The sequence below is a fragment of the Agromyces sp. Marseille-Q5079 genome (assembly GCF_051016555.1).
In the GTDB taxonomy this organism is placed as follows: Bacteria; Actinomycetota; Actinomycetes; order Actinomycetales; family Microbacteriaceae; genus Agromyces.
Window position 1 is genome coordinate 169,552 of record NZ_JBPEJF010000005.1, and the last position, 16,360, is coordinate 185,911.

The following is a 16,360-nucleotide window of genomic DNA, read 5'->3' on the forward strand; positions in this document are numbered from 1 at the left end:
CCTCAGCGCTCCTCGCTCATCCGGGTGTTGATCGCCGCGATCTCCCGCACGTACCGCAGACGCTGCGGATGCTCCAGGTCGAGGATCTCCTCGAGCGACCAGTGGAAGTGGTAGGCGACGTACGCGACCTCCTCGTGGAGCCGGTCGGCCGCGTACGTCATGATTCCCCCAGGCGCCCACCCGCGAGGTCGGCCGTGAACTGGTGGGAGCAGGCGGGGCAGGTCACCGCGATGCGCGTGTGCCCCTCGGCGTTGATGCGACGGTAGAAGTCCTGCAGGAACGCGACATCCGACGCGAACATGTTCTCGACGACCGTGCTGTCGACGCTCGGCAGGTCGCCGAGCGACGAGATCACGCGACCGAGCAGCACGACCGTCGTGTACGCGGGGTTCTCCTGCACTCGCGCGTCGTACAGCGGCAGCAGCTCGTCCCGCGCCGTGGCGAGGCGCATCACCCCCCGGCGGTGCACCCGACCCTCGGCATCGACGAAGCCGCGCGGGAGTTCGAACGCGAACTCCGTGCGCATCGGCTCGTCGACCCCGGCACGACCCTCGTCGTCGGTGCTCGCGCGCGTGGAGATGACGCGCTGCATCAGCTCACGCTCGACTCGTCGTAGCAGACGGTGAACTTCTCGGTCGCCTGCTCGGCCGCGCCCGCCTTCAGCGAGTTCAGCTCGACGCTGCGCACCCAGCAGTTCAGGAACGAGTACGTCTTGATGGTCTCGCCCTTGTAGTCGAGGAGCTCGACCGACGCGGTCTTGCGGGAGCCGGCGACATCGCCGTCCATGACCATCTTGAGCCAGTCGGTGACGGTCTTCGAGTCGGTGAGGCCACGCGTGATGGTGAACTCCCCCGCCTTCGGGCGGCCGATCAACTGGCGCACGACGTACTTGCCGTCGTTCGTGTTCTGCTTCAGCTCGATCTTGTCGACCTCGGACTTGAGGCCGGAGACCTCGATCACCTTCGGGATCTCGATGCCGTCGACGACGACCTTGAATCCGTTGGCCGGAGATGAATCGAGCGGGTCGGCGAGTCCCATGGTTTCCTCCTGTGTTCGATGTGGGATGGCTCAGCGAGCGGATGCGCCGCTACTCGGCGACGAGGCTCGTACCGCCGGAGAACTGCGACAGCTGGAAGATGACGAACTCCGCGGGCTTCACGGGGGCGACGCCGATCTGGCAGACGACCTGGCCCGCATCGATCACGTCGGCCGGGTTGGTCTCGTCGTCGCACTTGACGAAGAAGGCCTGCTCGGGCGTGTTGCCGAACAGGGCGCCCTTGCGCCATTCGCCGATGAGGAACGCCGAGATGGAACGCCGCAGCTTGCCCCACAGTGCGGGGTCGTTCGGCTCGAAGACGGCGAACTGCGTCGCATTCAGGATCGACTTCTCGAGGTAGTTGAACAGTCGACGCACGTTCACGTACCGCCATGCCGCGTCGCTCGAGAGGGTGCGTGCTCCCCAGACGCGGATGCCGCGTCCCGGGAAGTTGCGGATCGCGTTGATGCCGATCGGGTTCAACAGCTCCTGCTCGATGCGCGTGAGCTGCGTCTGCACGGCGACCGCACCGCGGATCACCTCGTTCGCGGGAGCCTTGTGCACACCGCGCTCGCTGTCGTTGCGCGCCCACACGCCGGCCATGTGCCCCGACGGCGGGACGAAGCGGTTCGTGCCGGTCAGCGGGTCCATCACCTGGAACCAGGGGTAGTAGAGCGTCGCGAACTTCGAGTCGTACCCGGCCTGGTTGCGTCGCCAGTCGACGACCTCCTGCGCGTTCAACGCCGGCGGCGAGTCGAGGATCGCCATCCGGTCGCCCATGAGCTCGCAGTGCGCGATGATCGCGAGCTGCACCGCCTTGACGGTGTCGAGGTCGATCGCGCCCTGCTCGTACGCGGCCATCAGGTCCGGAACGGACACCATGGTGACCTCCTCGACCTCCTCGAGGCCGCTGAACCCGGTGCGGTCGGCGGCGTCGCCGACGTAGTTGGCCGCCGAGATCTGGTCGAGCGCGAGCGGTTCGGGGGCGGGCTCGGGCACCGCGAGGTCGAACGTGCCGATCGCGGGCTTCGCGGGCGTCGACGACGGCGGCGACGCGACCTCCTCGAGGGTCACCGTCTTGGACTCCGCCGAGACCTTCGTCACGACGTAGTTGTCGCGGTCGGACTTCGTCGAGACGTTGCCGTAGGCCTCCGGCTGGCGCCCCTCGACCAGGATGACGAGCTTGAACTCGTCCTCCGGCGGGTTCTCGCCGTCGGCGGGGCCGACCTCGACCTTGACCGGCTTGTTGTTCGCGGCGCCCTTGGCGATCACGCGATAGCCCCCGAGCGTCACCTCCTGCGGCTCCTTCGGCGCCTCCTTCGCATCGCGCCCCCGGCCCTTGCCGCTCGAGGCGGACGACGTGCCGATGCGGACGATGAAGCAGTTGCCGCCACCGTTCAGGAAGTAGCCGTACACGGCGTACGCGAGGTACGAACCCGGGTACAGCCCGCCGAACTCGTCGACGAACTGGGTCCAGTTCGACACGAGCGTGGGTTGATTCTCCGGGCCCTTCGGCGCGAGCCCGATGAATGCGGCGACGGCGGTGCCGACGCCCTCGATCGGACGCGTCGCGGCGTCGATCTCCTGGACGTAGACGCCGGGTGAGAGGTAGGTGGGCATCGGAGTCTCCTTCGCGATCTGCCAATGCAGGCAGCATCGAACGGATGCCCCGTCGGCGGCGAGTCTGCGCGTGCGGTCACGCGGGAAGCGCAAGGTGCGCGAAGGGGCAGGCGGATGCCGGCGGCCACCGGTTGCGCACGAGCATCTCCCAACGCCCTCGAGTTACTTGCGCCACCATTCTGCGGAATCCATGAAAGAAGCGTCATGGCCGTGTTTGGCGAAGATCTGCTCCGCGACGGCGAGCTGCGCTGCCGCCGCCTGCCGGATCGTGTTCGCGTCCGGCTTCATCTGATCGATGACGCCCCTGGCCTTACGTGACGCGCCGTTCGTCGCGTGGTCGCGCTCGACCGCAGCAATCGTGCGCTTGATCGCCCCTGTGGCGAGAAGTGAATACGCGCGAGCCATGCTCGCACCGGACGCTCCGGCTCCACGGCCGGACTTGGCTCGCCCCTTCACCGACTTGGACAGCGTCAGATCGCCTGAGATCTCGCCCGGCTGAAGGCGCTTGAAGTCCTTCTGCTGCCGCGCACCGAGCCAGAGGAGCACGGTCGGCATGCGGTTGTACTCATTTTCCGAAGTCTCCGAACCCCCATGAGCGAGCAGCACGGCGCTGATGTACCCGTCCGGTACGACGTGCTCCGACCAGAGGTGCGGACGCGGCGCGGGTTGACTGGAGTGCGGCGCGATGTTCCCAACGATCTTCGCGGACTGCAGCTCCGTCGATGCGTCCTTCCCCACTGGCCCGACCTCCTTCGAATCCGCGATCAATCCGGCGATCGTCGGCACGAGCTCCGCGACCAGCGCGGCGGCCTTCGCCTTGTCGGGTTCGGACCTCGCGACGATGCCCGCGACACGGGTCGCCGCAGCGATGATCTCCGCGACCCTCGCTCGAAGAGCGGCGGTGTCGCGCCCGCCGATCATCCGCTTCAGCGCGACCTCGAGCGGTGTCGGAGTCGACGCCAAGATGAACTTCCCGTTGCGGGCATCGAAGCTCAGGGTGTGCTGCTCCCCCGCGGCCGCGAACGGCTTCCGGATGATGCCGAGCGCCTCGCCGATCTGGCGAGCCTTCCCCTTCACCCAGGCCTTGCCGGCCTCGACCTTGCCCTTCGCCCATCCGGCGCCCCGCTTGAAGGCCCGGATGAGCGGCCCAGCAGCCTTGATCACGCCGCCGATGATCGAGTCGACGACCTTGTTGATGGGCTTCTGGATGCTCTCGATGATGCCCTTCACCTTCTCGCCGATGCCCCCGAGCCCGAGGAGCGACGCGAGTCCGCTGATGATCATCGGGACCGTGCGCGCCATGGTCGACTCGATCAGCCCGGCGACGCGACCGACCCCGCCCGATGCGATCGACTCGACCGATTCGAGCACGGAGTCGACGAAGTCCTTCATGCGCTCGGCGTTGTCCACGAACCACATGACGGCGTCGTAGATCATCTTGCAGGCCTTCACGAACGCGGCGGCCGGGTTGAGCAGCGAGATCAGCCAGGTGATGCCGGCGGTGATGATCTTCGACTGCACGAACTCGCGCACCTTGCCCATGACCGTCTCCTTGAGATCGGCGAGCTTGGCGGCGATGAACTTCCAGAGGCCTCCGACGCCCTCGCTCAGGAGGATCTGAAGGACCTCGGCGGTCTTCTCGAGCTTCTCCATCACCGGCTCGGGCACCTGGCGCACGATCCGCGCACGGAGATTCGCCCAGGTGAGCCCCAGCAGGGAGAGCACGAGCTTGATGATCCCCTTGAGGTCGAACTTCTCGGGCAGCTCGATGCCCGCCTCGCCGAGCGCCCCGAACAGCCAGCCCTGCAGGCCCTTCTTGAGGTGCTCGCCGATGTTCGAGAGGAAGCCCTGCACACCGGCCTTGACGGCGCCGACGAAGTTCGAGAGGAACTGCATCGGGTCCTTGATGATCTTCTCCACGGCGCCCGCCGCACGCGCGAGCACGCCGAGCAGCATGTCCTTGAGCTTGAGGATCGTCTGCACGGCCCCGCCGACGGCATCCTTGGCCTTGTCGACGAGCCCCTTGTGCTCCTCCTGCATCTTCGTGATCTCGTCGTCGACGGCGGTGCGCGCCTCGACGTACTTCGCGGCGAGGTCCTCGGCGAGCGCGGTGCCCTTCTCGTCGACCGACTGCTCGAGTTCGTCGAACCGGCCGCCGACCTCCTTCGCAGCATCCGAACCGACCTTGCGCAGTGCCGGCGAGAGCCCGCGGACGTACGTGTCGATCTTCGTCCGACCCTCGGCGACGCGCTCCTTGGCGCGGGTGAGCTCGCGGCCGACGACGTCGGCGACCGCGTTGATCGTGGTGGTCATCTCGCGCTCGTAGGTCGCGCGGGCGCGCCGGAAGATCGCGTCGACCTCGGGCTCCGGCCCGAGGAGCAGGTCCGCGGTCCAGCGCAGCCCGCCGCCGACGCCCGAGTAGCGCCGGTCCTTGAACTCGCGCATCTCGCGCGTGTGCTGGTCGGTGAACGCCTGCTTGGCGTTGCCCTCACCGGCCTTGAATGCAGCGTCGACGAGCGGGTCGATGCCGGTGAGGATGGCGTCGACGGCCGTCTTCGTCTCGTCGAACATGCGGGTGACGTTCGCCGTGACGGCCGCGCGCTCCTGCTCGTCCTTGGAGCGCTGCTGCTGCTGCTTCGCGGCGACGCCCGCCTGGCCCCCGGTGCGGGCGCCGAGCATGCCGATCGACGCCTGCGCCCCTTGGGCACCGGCGTCCTGTCGTGCCCCCGCGAGCACCTGCGTCTCCTGGGCGCGCACGGCGGCCGGCGCCGTGGCGGCGTGATGCTCGGCGTCCTGCTTCGCGGCGAGCGCGCCTGCGAACTCCGGTTCGTTCGAGTTCCGGAGCTGCTCGTCGGTGACGCCGGCATCCGCCATCTGCTGCTGCGTCTGCGCGGGGCCGTGTGCGAGGTCGAGCTGCTCAGGTGGCGCACGTGCGGGTGCGGCCTGCCCTGCATCGATGCGGGGCGACGCGGTCGCGGCTTCCGGGGGAATCGGCTCGACCGGCTTCTCGACGGCCTTCGACTGATCGGGCGCCTTCGCGGATGCCTCGGCCATCGGCTTGGACGCACCGTCCTTGCCGTGGGCGACCTGGCCGCGCACGTCGGCGGCGATCGCGTCGGACCGTCCGGAACGGCCGAACTCGTCGGCATCCTCGAGGGTCTTCGGCGACTGCTTGTCGATCGCCGCCTTCACCGAGGCGATGAACGCGGCCTTGTCGAAGCCGCCCGCCGGTGCGGCGACCATCTCGCCGGCCTTCACGGCCTTCGCCTGCGCGTCCTTGTCGCCGGCCGGTGGCTCGGCCGCCTTCGCGGCGGCGGCGACCTTCGCCGCGACGGACGGATGCCGGGTCATCTTCACCGACGCCGCCTTCGCGGACCGCTTCGCGTGGACGAAACCGGGATGCCGCGACGGGTCGGGCGGAGATGGCGGCACCGGCGGCCCGGCGATGACCCCGCGTACGAGGCGCTGCACCGGATGCCGCGTCGGTTCACCGCCGAGCATCGCGGCGACGGCGGCGTTTCCCGCGGCGGCCTGCAGCTGCAGCACCTGCCCGCGCGCACTCCGGTCGGCCGCGCCCGCGCCCGCGACGCGATTCGCCGTCGCCGCCGAGGCGGGACCGCGGACTCGCTCGGCCTGCTGCAGCGGCACCGTCAGGCCTCCTCGGCCTCCTCCTCGGGCGCTTCCTCGCGCTGGACGAACGAACCCTGCACGGGTTCCTCCTCCTCCTCGCCTTCACGCTGGACCGTCGCGGGCTGGCCCGCGACCGCGGCATCCGCCTGACGCTGCACCGGAGCGGGTTCGCTCATCACGCGCGACGCGTTCTCGGCCGCAGCGGTCTCGAATCGGTCGCCGGGGTCGCTGACGCTGACGCCGCCCCCTGCGGGCGTGCCGTCGACCGGTCCGGAACGCTGCTGCACGACATGCGTGAGCTCGTGCGCGAGCGTCGTGCGGCCCGCCTGCGACGACGTGTCGAAGGCGTCGCGTTGGAAGACGACGTTGTTGCCGACCGTGTACGCATGCGCCCCGACCGACTGCGCCGACGCGTGCGCATCGGCACCGGTGTGCACCCGCACGTCGGAGAAGTCGGAGCCGAGGCGGGCCTCCATGTCGCCGCGCACCTCGCCGTCCAGCGGGGACCCACCGCCGGACTGCACGACGTCGAGCACCGGCGATCGGTCATGGCCGTCGTGCTGGTCCTCCTGCTCGACGAATCCGGTCACGGCGCCGTTGCCGGCCTCACGCTGCAGCCGCAGCAGCGAATCGCGGCCCATCACGTCCGGCCGCCTGCCGGCGAGTCCCGCGAGCGACGGCTCCTGCTGCCGCTCGGTCCGTTCGTGAACCCCGACGTCGATGCCGTGTTCCTCGTCATGGATGCGCATCGCGTACCTCCCTCGCCACCTTCCATTGCACGCCGCCGAGCGGTGTCATGGCGGGCTTTCGTCCCCGACGGCCCCGAATGCTGCCCGATCGGGCAACGCCGCGGCGTCGCTACGGCCGGACGCGAACGAACCGTGCCATGACGTACCGCATCGACCCCGCGTGGAGCACGGCGAACCAGCGCCCGCTCCGGCCGATGACGTCGACTCGTGCACCACGGCGCAGCACGTCGATGCGCGCCGCCGACAGGTCGGGCCCCTCGCGGACGTTGAGCCAGTCGACCGTGGTGCCGACGAGCGACACGGATTCGACCGCGGGCCCGGTCGCGCCGCCGCCGCTGCTCGGCACGGGCGCGGCACGCACGATCCCGAGGCCGGCGAGGACGGTGTTCTCCGACGGGTCGGCGTCGGTGAGGACGTCGATCGTGGTGCCGGCGGGCGGCACGAGGCGGGTCCCGGCGCCGGCATTGGCCCGCAGGAAGGCCTCGGTGTGCGCGTGAGGCCAGGTCGCCCCCGCGAGCATGACCTGTGCGCGGGTGGGTGCGGTCGCGCTCGCGAGCGGCAGCAGGTCGGTGATGCGCACGGCCAGCCACGGCGTCGAGAGGTGCTTGCGCAGCACGTCGAGCGACGCGGTCGCCTCGACGCCGGCGGCGATCGCGGCGACCCGCGTGGGATCCGCCGGGAGCCGCACCTGATCGAGCGCGACCCGTCCGCCCGCGCCGATCGACGCGATGCCCCTGACTCGCGCGGTGAGGTCCGTCTCGAACGGGGCGCGGTTCTGCAGTCCGGCCACCTCCCCGGGGGTCTGGTGATCGGGGTCGTGGAACTCGCTGAGGCCGCGCGCCGACTGCTCGGCAACCCGGGACAGGCCCGAGATGTCGCCCGCGGCCTCGAACACGTCGAACATCGCGGTGATGACGAGATCGCCCCACGAGGTGAACCCATGCCCCCTGCGGGCGGCGATCGCGGCCGTCGCGGCCGTGGCATCCCTCGCCCACAGCACGACGAGGCTGCGCGCGGCGCCCTCGGGTTCGTGGCCGCGTTCGACGTAGTCGGCGGGGTTCGTCGACGTCGCGGCCTCGTCGCCGGTGATCGTCTGGTGCAGCTCCCCGCTCGGCGTGATGTACGAACCGGCGCCGACCGAGGCGACGTTGCCCTCGACGGTTCGCCCGCCGGCCATGTTGTGGAGCAGGGTCGCGATGCTGGGATCGGTGGTGAGCCGGTGGAGGATCGCGGCCCTGGCGAGCGCGGGATCGGCCGGGAGGCTGTCGGAGACGGGTTCGGCGGCGGTGAGGCAGGCGTTCAGCACGATGCGGGCGTTCGGGCCGGGAGCCATGACGGCGACGAGGTTGCGGATGAACCGCTCGGTCCGTCGTCGGCCGGCGCCCTCCGACGTGGCCGCGTCCGACGCGCCGGGCCGTCCGGCGAGATCGATGCCGGTGGGGCCGCCATGCCCCGCGAGCATGACCTGCTGGATGCGCCCGCCTCGCCCGTAGGTCCGGGCGAGCGCGGTGATCCGGCCACCGCCCGCCTCCAGGCTCGTCGTGCCCTCGACCATGAGCGTGAGGTTCGAGGCGTGCTTGACGACCGCCGTCATGCCGGCGTCGTCGTGGAAGGCCCCGTTGTGGTCGGTCCCCGAGTGCAGGATCACGACCAGGGGCTTCGACCGGCTCCGGTCCGCGCGGTTCGCGATGAGCCCGTCGAGCAGGTCCTTCTGGAACCGGTGCAGGTTGCGCACGTCGGGAACTCGGCCGATGTACGACGCCGGGTCGGCGCCCCAGAGCCGCCACGACTCGGAGTCGCGACCCGTGTCGGCCTCGAGGAACGCGTGCGCGCGACGGAAGTACGTCCCGAGGTCGGCGGCCTTGCCACTGTCGGCCAGGACCTTCAGCTCGGCCTTGGCGGCGTCCGTCTGCCCGAGCCCGCGATGCAGGTCCGCCTTCGGCAGCCGGTCCTCGAGTTCGCGCACCGCCTTGCCGAGGGAGAGCGCCTCGGGGAGCGCCGTGATCCCGTCCGGCGGCACGGCCGAGTCCTCGCGTTGCTTCGCCCGTGCGAACACCTCCACATCGTGGCGGTCCGAGGCCGACAGCGCGACGAGGTCGGAGCAGGTGAACGGACGGCACGGGTCGAGTGGAGCGGGCGCGCCACGTCGCGCCCAACGGAGCAGGTCCATGAGCTGGGTGCGGGTCGCGGCGGGAATCCGCGTATCGGTCATCCAGTCGGGCCGGTCGCGCGCGTAGTCGTCGAGGGCGCCGAGGGTGAGGGAGGTCAGCGTGGCGGGGTCGCGGAACGTCGCCCCCGCGACCGGTGCGGCCACAGGCGGTGCGACGGGCGGTGCGACGACCTGCCGTTGGAGCAGCGCGACGACGGCCGCGTTGCCCGCCGAGCCCTGCAGCGCGATCAGGCCGTCGGATGCGGCAGCGGCACGCCGTCCCGAGATCGTCGAGGCGGCGGCGAACGACGTCGGCGCCCGTGCGGTCGCGCGCGGTGGCGAGCGATGCGCCGTCGCGGTCGCCGCCCCGGATGACCTCGGCGCTCGCGTCGCCTGCGCGACCACGCCGCTCATGCCCCCGCCACCTCCTGCCAGAAGCGACCGAACTCCCGCTCGACCACGAGCCGGCCGAGCTTCCGGTACTCGCGTTCGACGGCGAGCACGAGGTGGCGCATGTTCACCGAGCCGCCGTCCGCCGCGGCGAGGTATGCGGAGGTCACCGCCGCCGAGCGGATCGCCCCGCCCGCCAGCTCGAACGATTCGCCGAGGAACGGGAAGTCGATGTCGTCGGATCGCACCACCAGGTCGCCCAGGCAGCGGTCCCAGAGCGCGGCGCGCTGCGCGGCATCCGGCATCGGGAAGTCGACGATCACGTCGAGGCGGCGGGTGAACGCCTCGTCGATGTTCGCGCGCAGGTTGGTGGCGAGCACCGCGAGCCCGTCGAACGTCTCCATGCGCTGCAGCAGGTACGCGCTCTCGACGTTCGCGTACCGGTCATGCGCGTCCTTCACCTCGCTGCGCTTGCCGAACACGGCATCGGCCTCGTCGAAGAGGAGCACCGCGTTCGTGCCGGCCGCGGCCGTGAAGATGCGGTCGAGGTTCTTCTCCGTCTCGCCGATGTACTTGTCGACCACGGTCGAGAGGTCGACGACGTAGAGGTCGAGGCCGAGTTCGCGCGCGACGACCTCGGCCGACATGGTCTTGCCGGTGCCGGAGTCGCCGGCGAACAGCGCCACCACGCCGTGTCCGCGGCCGCCGCCGGGCCGCATGCCCCAGTCACCCAGCACCTGCTCGCGATACCTGGCCCGCAACTCGATCTCGTGCAGCGCCGCGAGGGTGGCGCGCGGGAGGACGAGGTCGGTCCATCCGACCTCGGGCTCGACCCGACGTGCGAGGCGGTCCAACGCCGACCCGTTCTCCGCGCGCGCGCCGGCGGTCAGGTCGGCGGTCGTGACGACGCCGTCGTGCGAGAGCGCTGCCTGCGTGCGCGCGGTGCGGGCGGCCCGGCGCACCTGTTCGGGCCGCAGCCGGAACTGCCCCGTCGCCTCGGCCACGTCGAGCCGGGTCCCGACGCGGCCGAGCTCGCTGCGCCAGAGGGCGACCCGTTCGGCGGTGGTGCTCGCCCGCGCCTCCACCACGGCGGGTTGCGTGGATGCCCTGGCCGGATCCCAGACGCCGTCACCGACGAGCACGGTGGGCTGCGGCGATGCGTCGAGCGCGTCGAGGACGGCGGCGGGCAGGTCCAGTGCCACCGGGGCCGCGATCAGGCCCGCGCGCCGCAGCCGGGCCTCGCGCACCGCGAGCCGCGCGAGCCGGACACCAGCCTCGTCCGAGCCGAGCCGGGCGAGGTCGAGCTCGACGGGTTCGAGCCCCGCCGCGCGCAACCCGTCGGACGCGATCGCCCGCCCCGAACTCGTCGTGTGCTCGCGCACGTACACCGAGCGGATGCCGGCGCCGAGCGCCCGTGCCACCTCGGCGCCGTCGCCCCAGTCGATCGGCTCCGCGTCGTTCAGCACGCCGTCGAGGGCCCGGTCGCCGACGTCGTCGCCGAGCAGGTGCCCGACGACACGGTCGGGCACCCGCAGCGCCCGGGTCGGCAGCGGCCGATCGGCGTCGTCGAGGGTCAGCAGCGAGCCGGTGATGAGCGGTCCGCTCACGAGCCGGGCCCGGTCGCGGGCGGAGATGAGCGCGACCCCGCACAGCTCCATCGCGAGCGCCGCCGAGGGACGGCGCCGGCTGACGTCGTCGTTGAGATAGCCGAAGAACCGCTCGAACCTCGGGTCGAGATCCGCGGCGAGGCCCACGACGAGCAGGTCGACGTCGAGATCGCTGAGGCCGAACGTCTCGGCGACCTCTCGGAGCCGCAGCCGGTGCCCGGCCGCCTCGGCGAGGTCCGCATCCTGTTCGCAGCCCGCCAGTCGGGCCGAGGCATCCGACCAGTCCGGGACCCCGCGCGCCTCGCCGAGGAGTCGGTCGATGAGTTCGTCGCTCAGGTACAGGCCGCGGAACGGGTCGTCGGGCTGCGGGTCGGACGTGTGCCGGGCGGCGACGAGCCGCCGGATGCGGTCCTCGATGACCCCGAGCCGGCCGAGGACGTGCGTCAGGTTCGGATCCTCGATCATCACGATTCCGATGCCGGTTCGGGGACGGAGCGCGTTCGGTCCTCGGCTGCGCCGACGCCGATCCAGCTGAAGTCGCCGCGGATTCCCGCGGTCACGGGCGGACCGATCCGGTATTCGACGCCGGTCGTGATCGGGGCGGAGACCACGACGTCCAGCGATGGCTTCAGCTCGCCGCCGAGGGAGGACCAGACGTCCGCGAACGCGCGGTCCTCGGGAGGGGGCAGCGAGACCGACAACCATGCGGGCAGCCCCGTCTCGGCGAGGGTGTCGACGATGAACGCCTCCGGGATCGCGTCGAACCTGAGGAAGCAGCGCATGAGGGCGTCGAGCAGGCGATGCTCGTCGTCGGGTCGCTGCGTCCAGGCCGTGACGAGGTACGAGAGCTTGAAGTAGCGCGGTGCGGGCGAACGGGAGATCACGATGCCGCTCTCGTCGCGCTTCTCGATGAATCCGGTCTCGCGGCGCTTGAGGTCCTCGCGGATGTCGTAGAGGAACAGGTCGACCGTGGGCGCGTTCCGCCTCGCCGCCCAATCCTTCGTGGGGGCGTCCAGCACGACCTCGATGTCCTTGCCGATCCCGGGCGCCTCGCGCACGAGCGACTTCATCGCGTCGTCGATCTCGCCGATCATCCGCCCCTCCCCACCAGACCCGGTGCGACGCCCGATCGCGGGGCGATGAGCACCCGGCTCGACTCGATCGTGCCGAACGTGCCCGACGGGCTCGAGATCTCCGCCCATCGCAGACCCTGCAGCGCGCGCCGGAACACCACGACATCGCGGCGCACGTCGGTTCCGAGCGTGCCGCCGACGATCGACGCTGGGAAGGCCACGAGGGCCGCCTGCCCGTGCTGCAGCTTCCATTTCACGTCCGTGGTCTCGCCGGGCGGGAAGTACCGCCCGAAGACGGTCACCACCTCGCCGGGATTCGCGACCGCCGGCGAGAACCACGCCACGGGCTGCAGCAGGCTGTACGGCTCGTCGTCCTCGCCGAGCCAGGCCTCGGGAACGTCGACGCGCTCGGTGCTCGCGATGGGTTCGGAGAGCGGGTCGACCGGGCAATCGGAGGTGCCGAGCTCGCAGCAGTCCTCCTCCGAGGGCTCGCAGTCCGGCTCGTCCGGCGGCTCGGGCAGCGGCGGCAGCTCGTACCGCGTCACGTCGAACGAGGCGCGTTCGACGGTCACCGACACCTGGCCGGGCAGCGGGTCGTGCGCCGTGCCGGGCGGCGGCGGCGCGAACACGAGCGTTGTGTCCGCCGTCGAGTCGACCGGGTCGAGCCCCGTCTTCACGCAGGTGTCGACGGCGAACCCCGCGCAGTTCTCCGTCGTGGCGAGGGTGAGGTGGGTCGGTGCGGCGGGCGGTGCGCTGCCGGGCCACTCGAACACGAGTTCCGCGTCGACGTTCGGCAGCGTCGGGTCGTATCCGGGCCCGCCGGCGGTCGCGGGCGACCGCGTGAGCGTCGCGTTCGCCCGCATCGGCAGGCCGCCGTGATAGATCGGGTTGCGGTCCAGCACCAGGTCGACGTCGAAGCGCGCATCGAGCACGGTGGCGGATGCCTCGTCGCCGGTCAGCCAGTCGAGCGGGAGTTCGCTCGTGTCCGTCGGCACGCCGACGCCGACGAACGCGGGCGTCGCGGTGACGTCGAGCGGGCCGACCGTGCGTGGTTCGAGCCGGAAGGTCACCTCCTTGACGTCGCCCGGTCCCGTCCAGTCCTGCAGCGTGCAGGTCCCGTCGTCGAGTGGGTCGCAGCCCGCGATGCCCGGCGGGTCGACGAGGTCGGCGATGTCCTCGTCCCAGCCCAGATCGAGGCTCACGAAGACCCGACTCGACCGGATGCCGGGCAGCGCCTTGGCCCACTGCACGCGCACCGTGACGCGGACCTCGTCACCGCCCGGCCACGTACGGTCCCGGTCGAGCGTGACCTGCGTCACGAAGGCATCGGCGAGCACCGTGATGCGGGCGTTGGAGTACTCGACCCACGACGCCGGATATCCGTGCTCGATGTCGCCGTCGGGGTTCGCCTCCCGCAGGACGACCTGTTCACCCGAGACCTCGAACCATCCGGCCCCCTGGGCGTCCTCCGGGACGGGGAAGGTCATCGTGATGTCGACAGTGGCGCCGGGTTCGTCCAGCCCCTCGATCATGCAGACATGGTCCTCGTAGTCGGCGCATTCCTCGGGTGCCACGGTGGGCTCGAGGAACGCCGGCCAGTCGAGGCGGACCGACACCTCCGCGCCGGGCAGCACGGTCGCGACCTCGGGCGAGTGGGTCACCCGGAACACGACGACGATGTCGTCACCGCCCGGCACGGCGTTCGTCACCGACGACGTCGTCTCCGTCGGGAAGACGCGGTCGAGGATCGCGAAGGGCGTGCTGTCGGAGTCGGTGTAGCTCGCATCCATCGTCACCCCGCCGGGTGGCGTCGGGGAGGCGAGCGGCACCACCGCGGGAGCGCGCGGGCCGACCCCGCGTCCGAACCCGCCGATCGGTCGCACCTGCCCGGGATCGGCGGCGATCTCGATGATCGGCGCGCTGTACGTCCATCCGCTGACGAAGTCGATCGTGAACGCGCCGAGCGCCTCGCGTTCGACCTGGAAGGTCGGGAGCACGAAGAAGAGGTCCCATTCGGCGAGGTACTGCTGCGACTCGTCGTCGGCGTCCGACTCGGAATCCGCACCCGGCAGGACGTGGGCGTCCTCGATCGTGCAGTCCAGGCTCTGCGGCCCCGACGAGACGCATCCGGTCGGCGGCGGATCCCGCAGGGTGAGCCCCTCGGGCCAGCCGAGCCGCACGACGAGCTCGGCGTCATCCCATCCGTCGAGTTGCGCCTCGCTGCTGTACACGCTGTATCGGCTGTGCGCGGGCTCGGTGCTGCCGACGCCGCCGAGCCCGAGGTAGTCGAAGTTCTCGACCTCCAGGTCGTAGATCGGCGCGATCGGCGCGTCGTGCGTCGCGGTCGCGGGGTTGATGGGCGCGTAGTCGTACCCGTCGCCCCAGTACCAGGCCCATTCATCGACGGTCGCGGTGAACTCGAGTTCGCTCGTCGCCGGCCGCGGACCCGCGACCCGGAACGGCACCGTGAACGTGACCGACGACCCGGGCTCGGTGAGTCCCGCCAGATAGCACCGGTCGAAGTCCATTCCGGCCACGGGCTCGTCGCCGAGGTCCCAGTCATTCCAGAACTCGCAGCCGTCGGTGCCGGGATCCGCCTCCAGACGAGCAGCGTCGAGATCCCAGTCCAGCCGCACCGCGACCATCATCGGTTCGTCCTCGAACGGGTCCTCGTCGGGTGGCTGGACGCCGTGGTTCGTCACGGTGACCTGCAGTTCGAACTCATGCCCCCACCGCAGGTCGTCGGGCACGTGCCCGATCACGACGTCGAACCCGGCGCCGTCGTCCGGCGGATCGACGGGGCCGGGAACGACCACGGCGGTCGCACTCACCCGCACGTCGGCGCCGATCCCGATGTACTCGAGGAAGGGCTCCTCGCCGTACTCGCCGATCTGGGCCCAGGCGTCGATACTCGCGGTGAGCACCGCCGATCCGGGCGGGGCGAGCAACTGCCGGAATCTCACCGTGCACGTGCCGACGGCATCCGGCCCCGGCACGGTGACGCCTTCGACGAGGCACTGGTCGCCGGATGCCTCGGGCCAGCGTTCATCGAAGCTGCCGTCGGAGAGGTGGCGCCACGCGTTCGAGCCGTCGGGGTCGCTGATGGGCGCGAGAGCCCCATCGGGCCAGTCCAACGACACCAGGAGCACATCGGCGTCCCCGCTCGGCTCGACGTCGAAGTTCTCGACCGTGATGGTCACCTCGAACTCGCCGCCCCGCGGCACTCCGACCGGTTCGGCCTCGATCGCGAGGTCGAACCCCTCGCCGTTGTCGGGCGTGTCCGGTGGCTCGGTCGGGATGTCGACGGCGGTGGACACGAGCGCTGCGGGGTCGGTCGTGAGGGGGAAGAGCGCGTCGGGCCCTTCACGCACCACGCCGTCCGCCCACGTGACGACGGCAACATCGAACCTGCCGGCCGTCGCGGCGTCGCCGATGCGTCTGAACTGCGCCGAGCACGCTCCGGCATCCGCTCCGGGCGCCACGAGTCCGAGCAGGCAGATCGCGCCCGGGGCAGGGGTCCGGCTCGAGTCGTAGACGTAGTAGCCCACATCTCCGGCTGCGGGAACCGCCCATCGACCACCACTTGCCGGATCGCCGACCGACTCGAATTCCTCCGGGTCCCAGTCGAGCGATACGAGGAGCTCGTCCGCCCCTTCCGGCAGGAAGACGCCGTGATTCACGACCGTGAAGGAGACGGTGACGGTCTCGCCCGTCGCGACCGAGGCCGGATCGGCGGTGATCGCGATGTCGAGGCCTTCCCCATCGGACGCGGGGTCAGGCTCCCCGTCGGAGGTCGTTCCCTCCCCGTCGGAGGTCGTTCCTTCCCCATCGGGGGCCGTTCCCTCCCCGTCGGAGGTCGTACCCTCCCCGTCGAAGGTCGAGCCATCCTCGATGCGAGTCGGGGTCGCGGCCCCATCCGCCCACGCGGGCGCGATCGCCCCCGTCGCCACCAGCGTGCCGGCGACGACGATCGCGATCAACGAGCGCGCGATGCGCATGATGGTCCTCTCGCCACGGTTCTACCTTGTGCCGGGTCCGATGCCGTTCCCGCGGAGCGCCGGGCATCGATCGGGGCACGCGGTGCTGCCCGCACGGGCAGCACCGGG

Annotated in this window: 10 protein-coding genes; all 10 read right to left on the minus strand. The window is 70.9% G+C overall.

All coding sequences use genetic code 11. The features are described from left to right. Window positions 1–2: 2 nt before the first annotated feature. The 10 genes from ACR3IO_RS13410 to ACR3IO_RS13455 all read right to left on the minus strand — a co-directional run bounded on the left by ACR3IO_RS13410 (window position 3) and on the right by ACR3IO_RS13455 (window position 16,252). Window positions 3–161 carry a DUF6760 family protein gene (locus ACR3IO_RS13410; protein ID WP_434071713.1) on the minus strand — a complete coding sequence of 53 codons (159 nt, stop codon included), beginning with the start codon at window positions 159–161 and terminating at the stop codon, window positions 3–5. Next, the gene (locus ACR3IO_RS13415; RefSeq protein ID WP_434071714.1) at window positions 158–592 is read right to left on the minus strand and encodes a hypothetical protein; all 435 of its coding nucleotides are present in this window, start codon (window positions 590–592) and stop codon (window positions 158–160) included. Before ACR3IO_RS13415 ends, ACR3IO_RS13410 begins: the two co-directional genes overlap by 4 nt. After that, window positions 592–1,038: a phage tail protein gene (locus ACR3IO_RS13420; protein WP_434071715.1), complete on the minus strand. Its 447-nt coding sequence runs from the start codon at window positions 1,036–1,038 to the stop codon at window positions 592–594. Before ACR3IO_RS13420 ends, ACR3IO_RS13415 begins: the two co-directional genes overlap by 1 nt. A 49-nt stretch (window positions 1,039–1,087) precedes the next feature. Beyond that, window positions 1,088–2,656 (minus strand): phage tail sheath family protein, encoded by a 1,569-nt coding sequence (locus ACR3IO_RS13425; RefSeq protein WP_434071716.1) that lies wholly within the window; start codon window positions 2,654–2,656, stop codon window positions 1,088–1,090. 162 nt (window positions 2,657–2,818) lie between these two features. Beyond that, window positions 2,819–6,304, minus strand: coding sequence for a phage tail protein (locus ACR3IO_RS13430; protein WP_434071717.1), 3,486 nt, complete (start codon window positions 6,302–6,304; stop codon window positions 2,819–2,821). Window positions 6,305–6,306: 2 nt separating this feature from the next. Further along, window positions 6,307–7,035, minus strand: a complete 729-nt coding sequence (locus tag ACR3IO_RS13435) for an eCIS core domain-containing protein (protein ID WP_434071718.1) — start codon at window positions 7,033–7,035, stop codon at window positions 6,307–6,309. Between the two features lie 109 nt (window positions 7,036–7,144). Further along, window positions 7,145–9,598 carry an SH3 domain-containing protein gene (locus ACR3IO_RS13440; RefSeq protein WP_434071719.1) on the minus strand — a complete coding sequence of 818 codons (2,454 nt, stop codon included), beginning with the start codon at window positions 9,596–9,598 and terminating at the stop codon, window positions 7,145–7,147. Next, complete coding sequence (locus tag ACR3IO_RS13445; RefSeq protein WP_434071720.1) at window positions 9,595–11,646, minus strand: AAA family ATPase; 2,052 nt, start codon at window positions 11,644–11,646, stop codon at window positions 9,595–9,597. The genes ACR3IO_RS13440 and ACR3IO_RS13445 overlap by 4 nt, the downstream gene beginning before the upstream one ends. After that, entirely contained in the window at window positions 11,646–12,275 is a 630-nt protein-coding gene (locus tag ACR3IO_RS13450) for a DUF4255 domain-containing protein (protein WP_434071721.1), read from the minus strand. Before ACR3IO_RS13450 ends, ACR3IO_RS13445 begins: the two co-directional genes overlap by 1 nt. Continuing rightward, on the minus strand, window positions 12,272–16,252 hold the full coding sequence (locus tag ACR3IO_RS13455; RefSeq protein ID WP_434071722.1) for a hypothetical protein: 3,981 nt from the start codon (window positions 16,250–16,252) through the stop codon (window positions 12,272–12,274). The genes ACR3IO_RS13450 and ACR3IO_RS13455 overlap by 4 nt, the downstream gene beginning before the upstream one ends. Between the last annotated feature and the right edge of the window lie 108 nt (window positions 16,253–16,360).

Excerpts from the sequence above, each read along its gene's own strand:
- ACR3IO_RS13410 (WP_434071713.1), bottom strand. The coding sequence starts at position 161 with ATGACGTACGCGGCCGACCGGCTCCACGAGGAGGTCGCGTACGTCGCC.
- ACR3IO_RS13415 (WP_434071714.1), bottom strand. The coding sequence starts at position 592 with ATGCAGCGCGTCATCTCCACGCGCGCGAGCACCGACGACGAGGGTCGT.
- ACR3IO_RS13420 (WP_434071715.1), bottom strand. The coding sequence starts at position 1,038 with ATGGGACTCGCCGACCCGCTCGATTCATCTCCGGCCAACGGATTCAAG.
- ACR3IO_RS13425 (WP_434071716.1), bottom strand. The coding sequence starts at position 2,656 with ATGCCCACCTACCTCTCACCCGGCGTCTACGTCCAGGAGATCGACGCC.
- ACR3IO_RS13435 (WP_434071718.1), bottom strand. The coding sequence starts at position 7,035 with ATGCGCATCCATGACGAGGAACACGGCATCGACGTCGGGGTTCACGAA.
- ACR3IO_RS13440 (WP_434071719.1), bottom strand. The coding sequence starts at position 9,598 with ATGAGCGGCGTGGTCGCGCAGGCGACGCGAGCGCCGAGGTCATCCGGG.
- ACR3IO_RS13445 (WP_434071720.1), bottom strand. The coding sequence starts at position 11,646 with ATGATCGAGGATCCGAACCTGACGCACGTCCTCGGCCGGCTCGGGGTC.
- ACR3IO_RS13450 (WP_434071721.1), bottom strand. The coding sequence starts at position 12,275 with ATGATCGGCGAGATCGACGACGCGATGAAGTCGCTCGTGCGCGAGGCG.
- ACR3IO_RS13455 (WP_434071722.1), bottom strand. The coding sequence starts at position 16,252 with ATGCGCATCGCGCGCTCGTTGATCGCGATCGTCGTCGCCGGCACGCTG.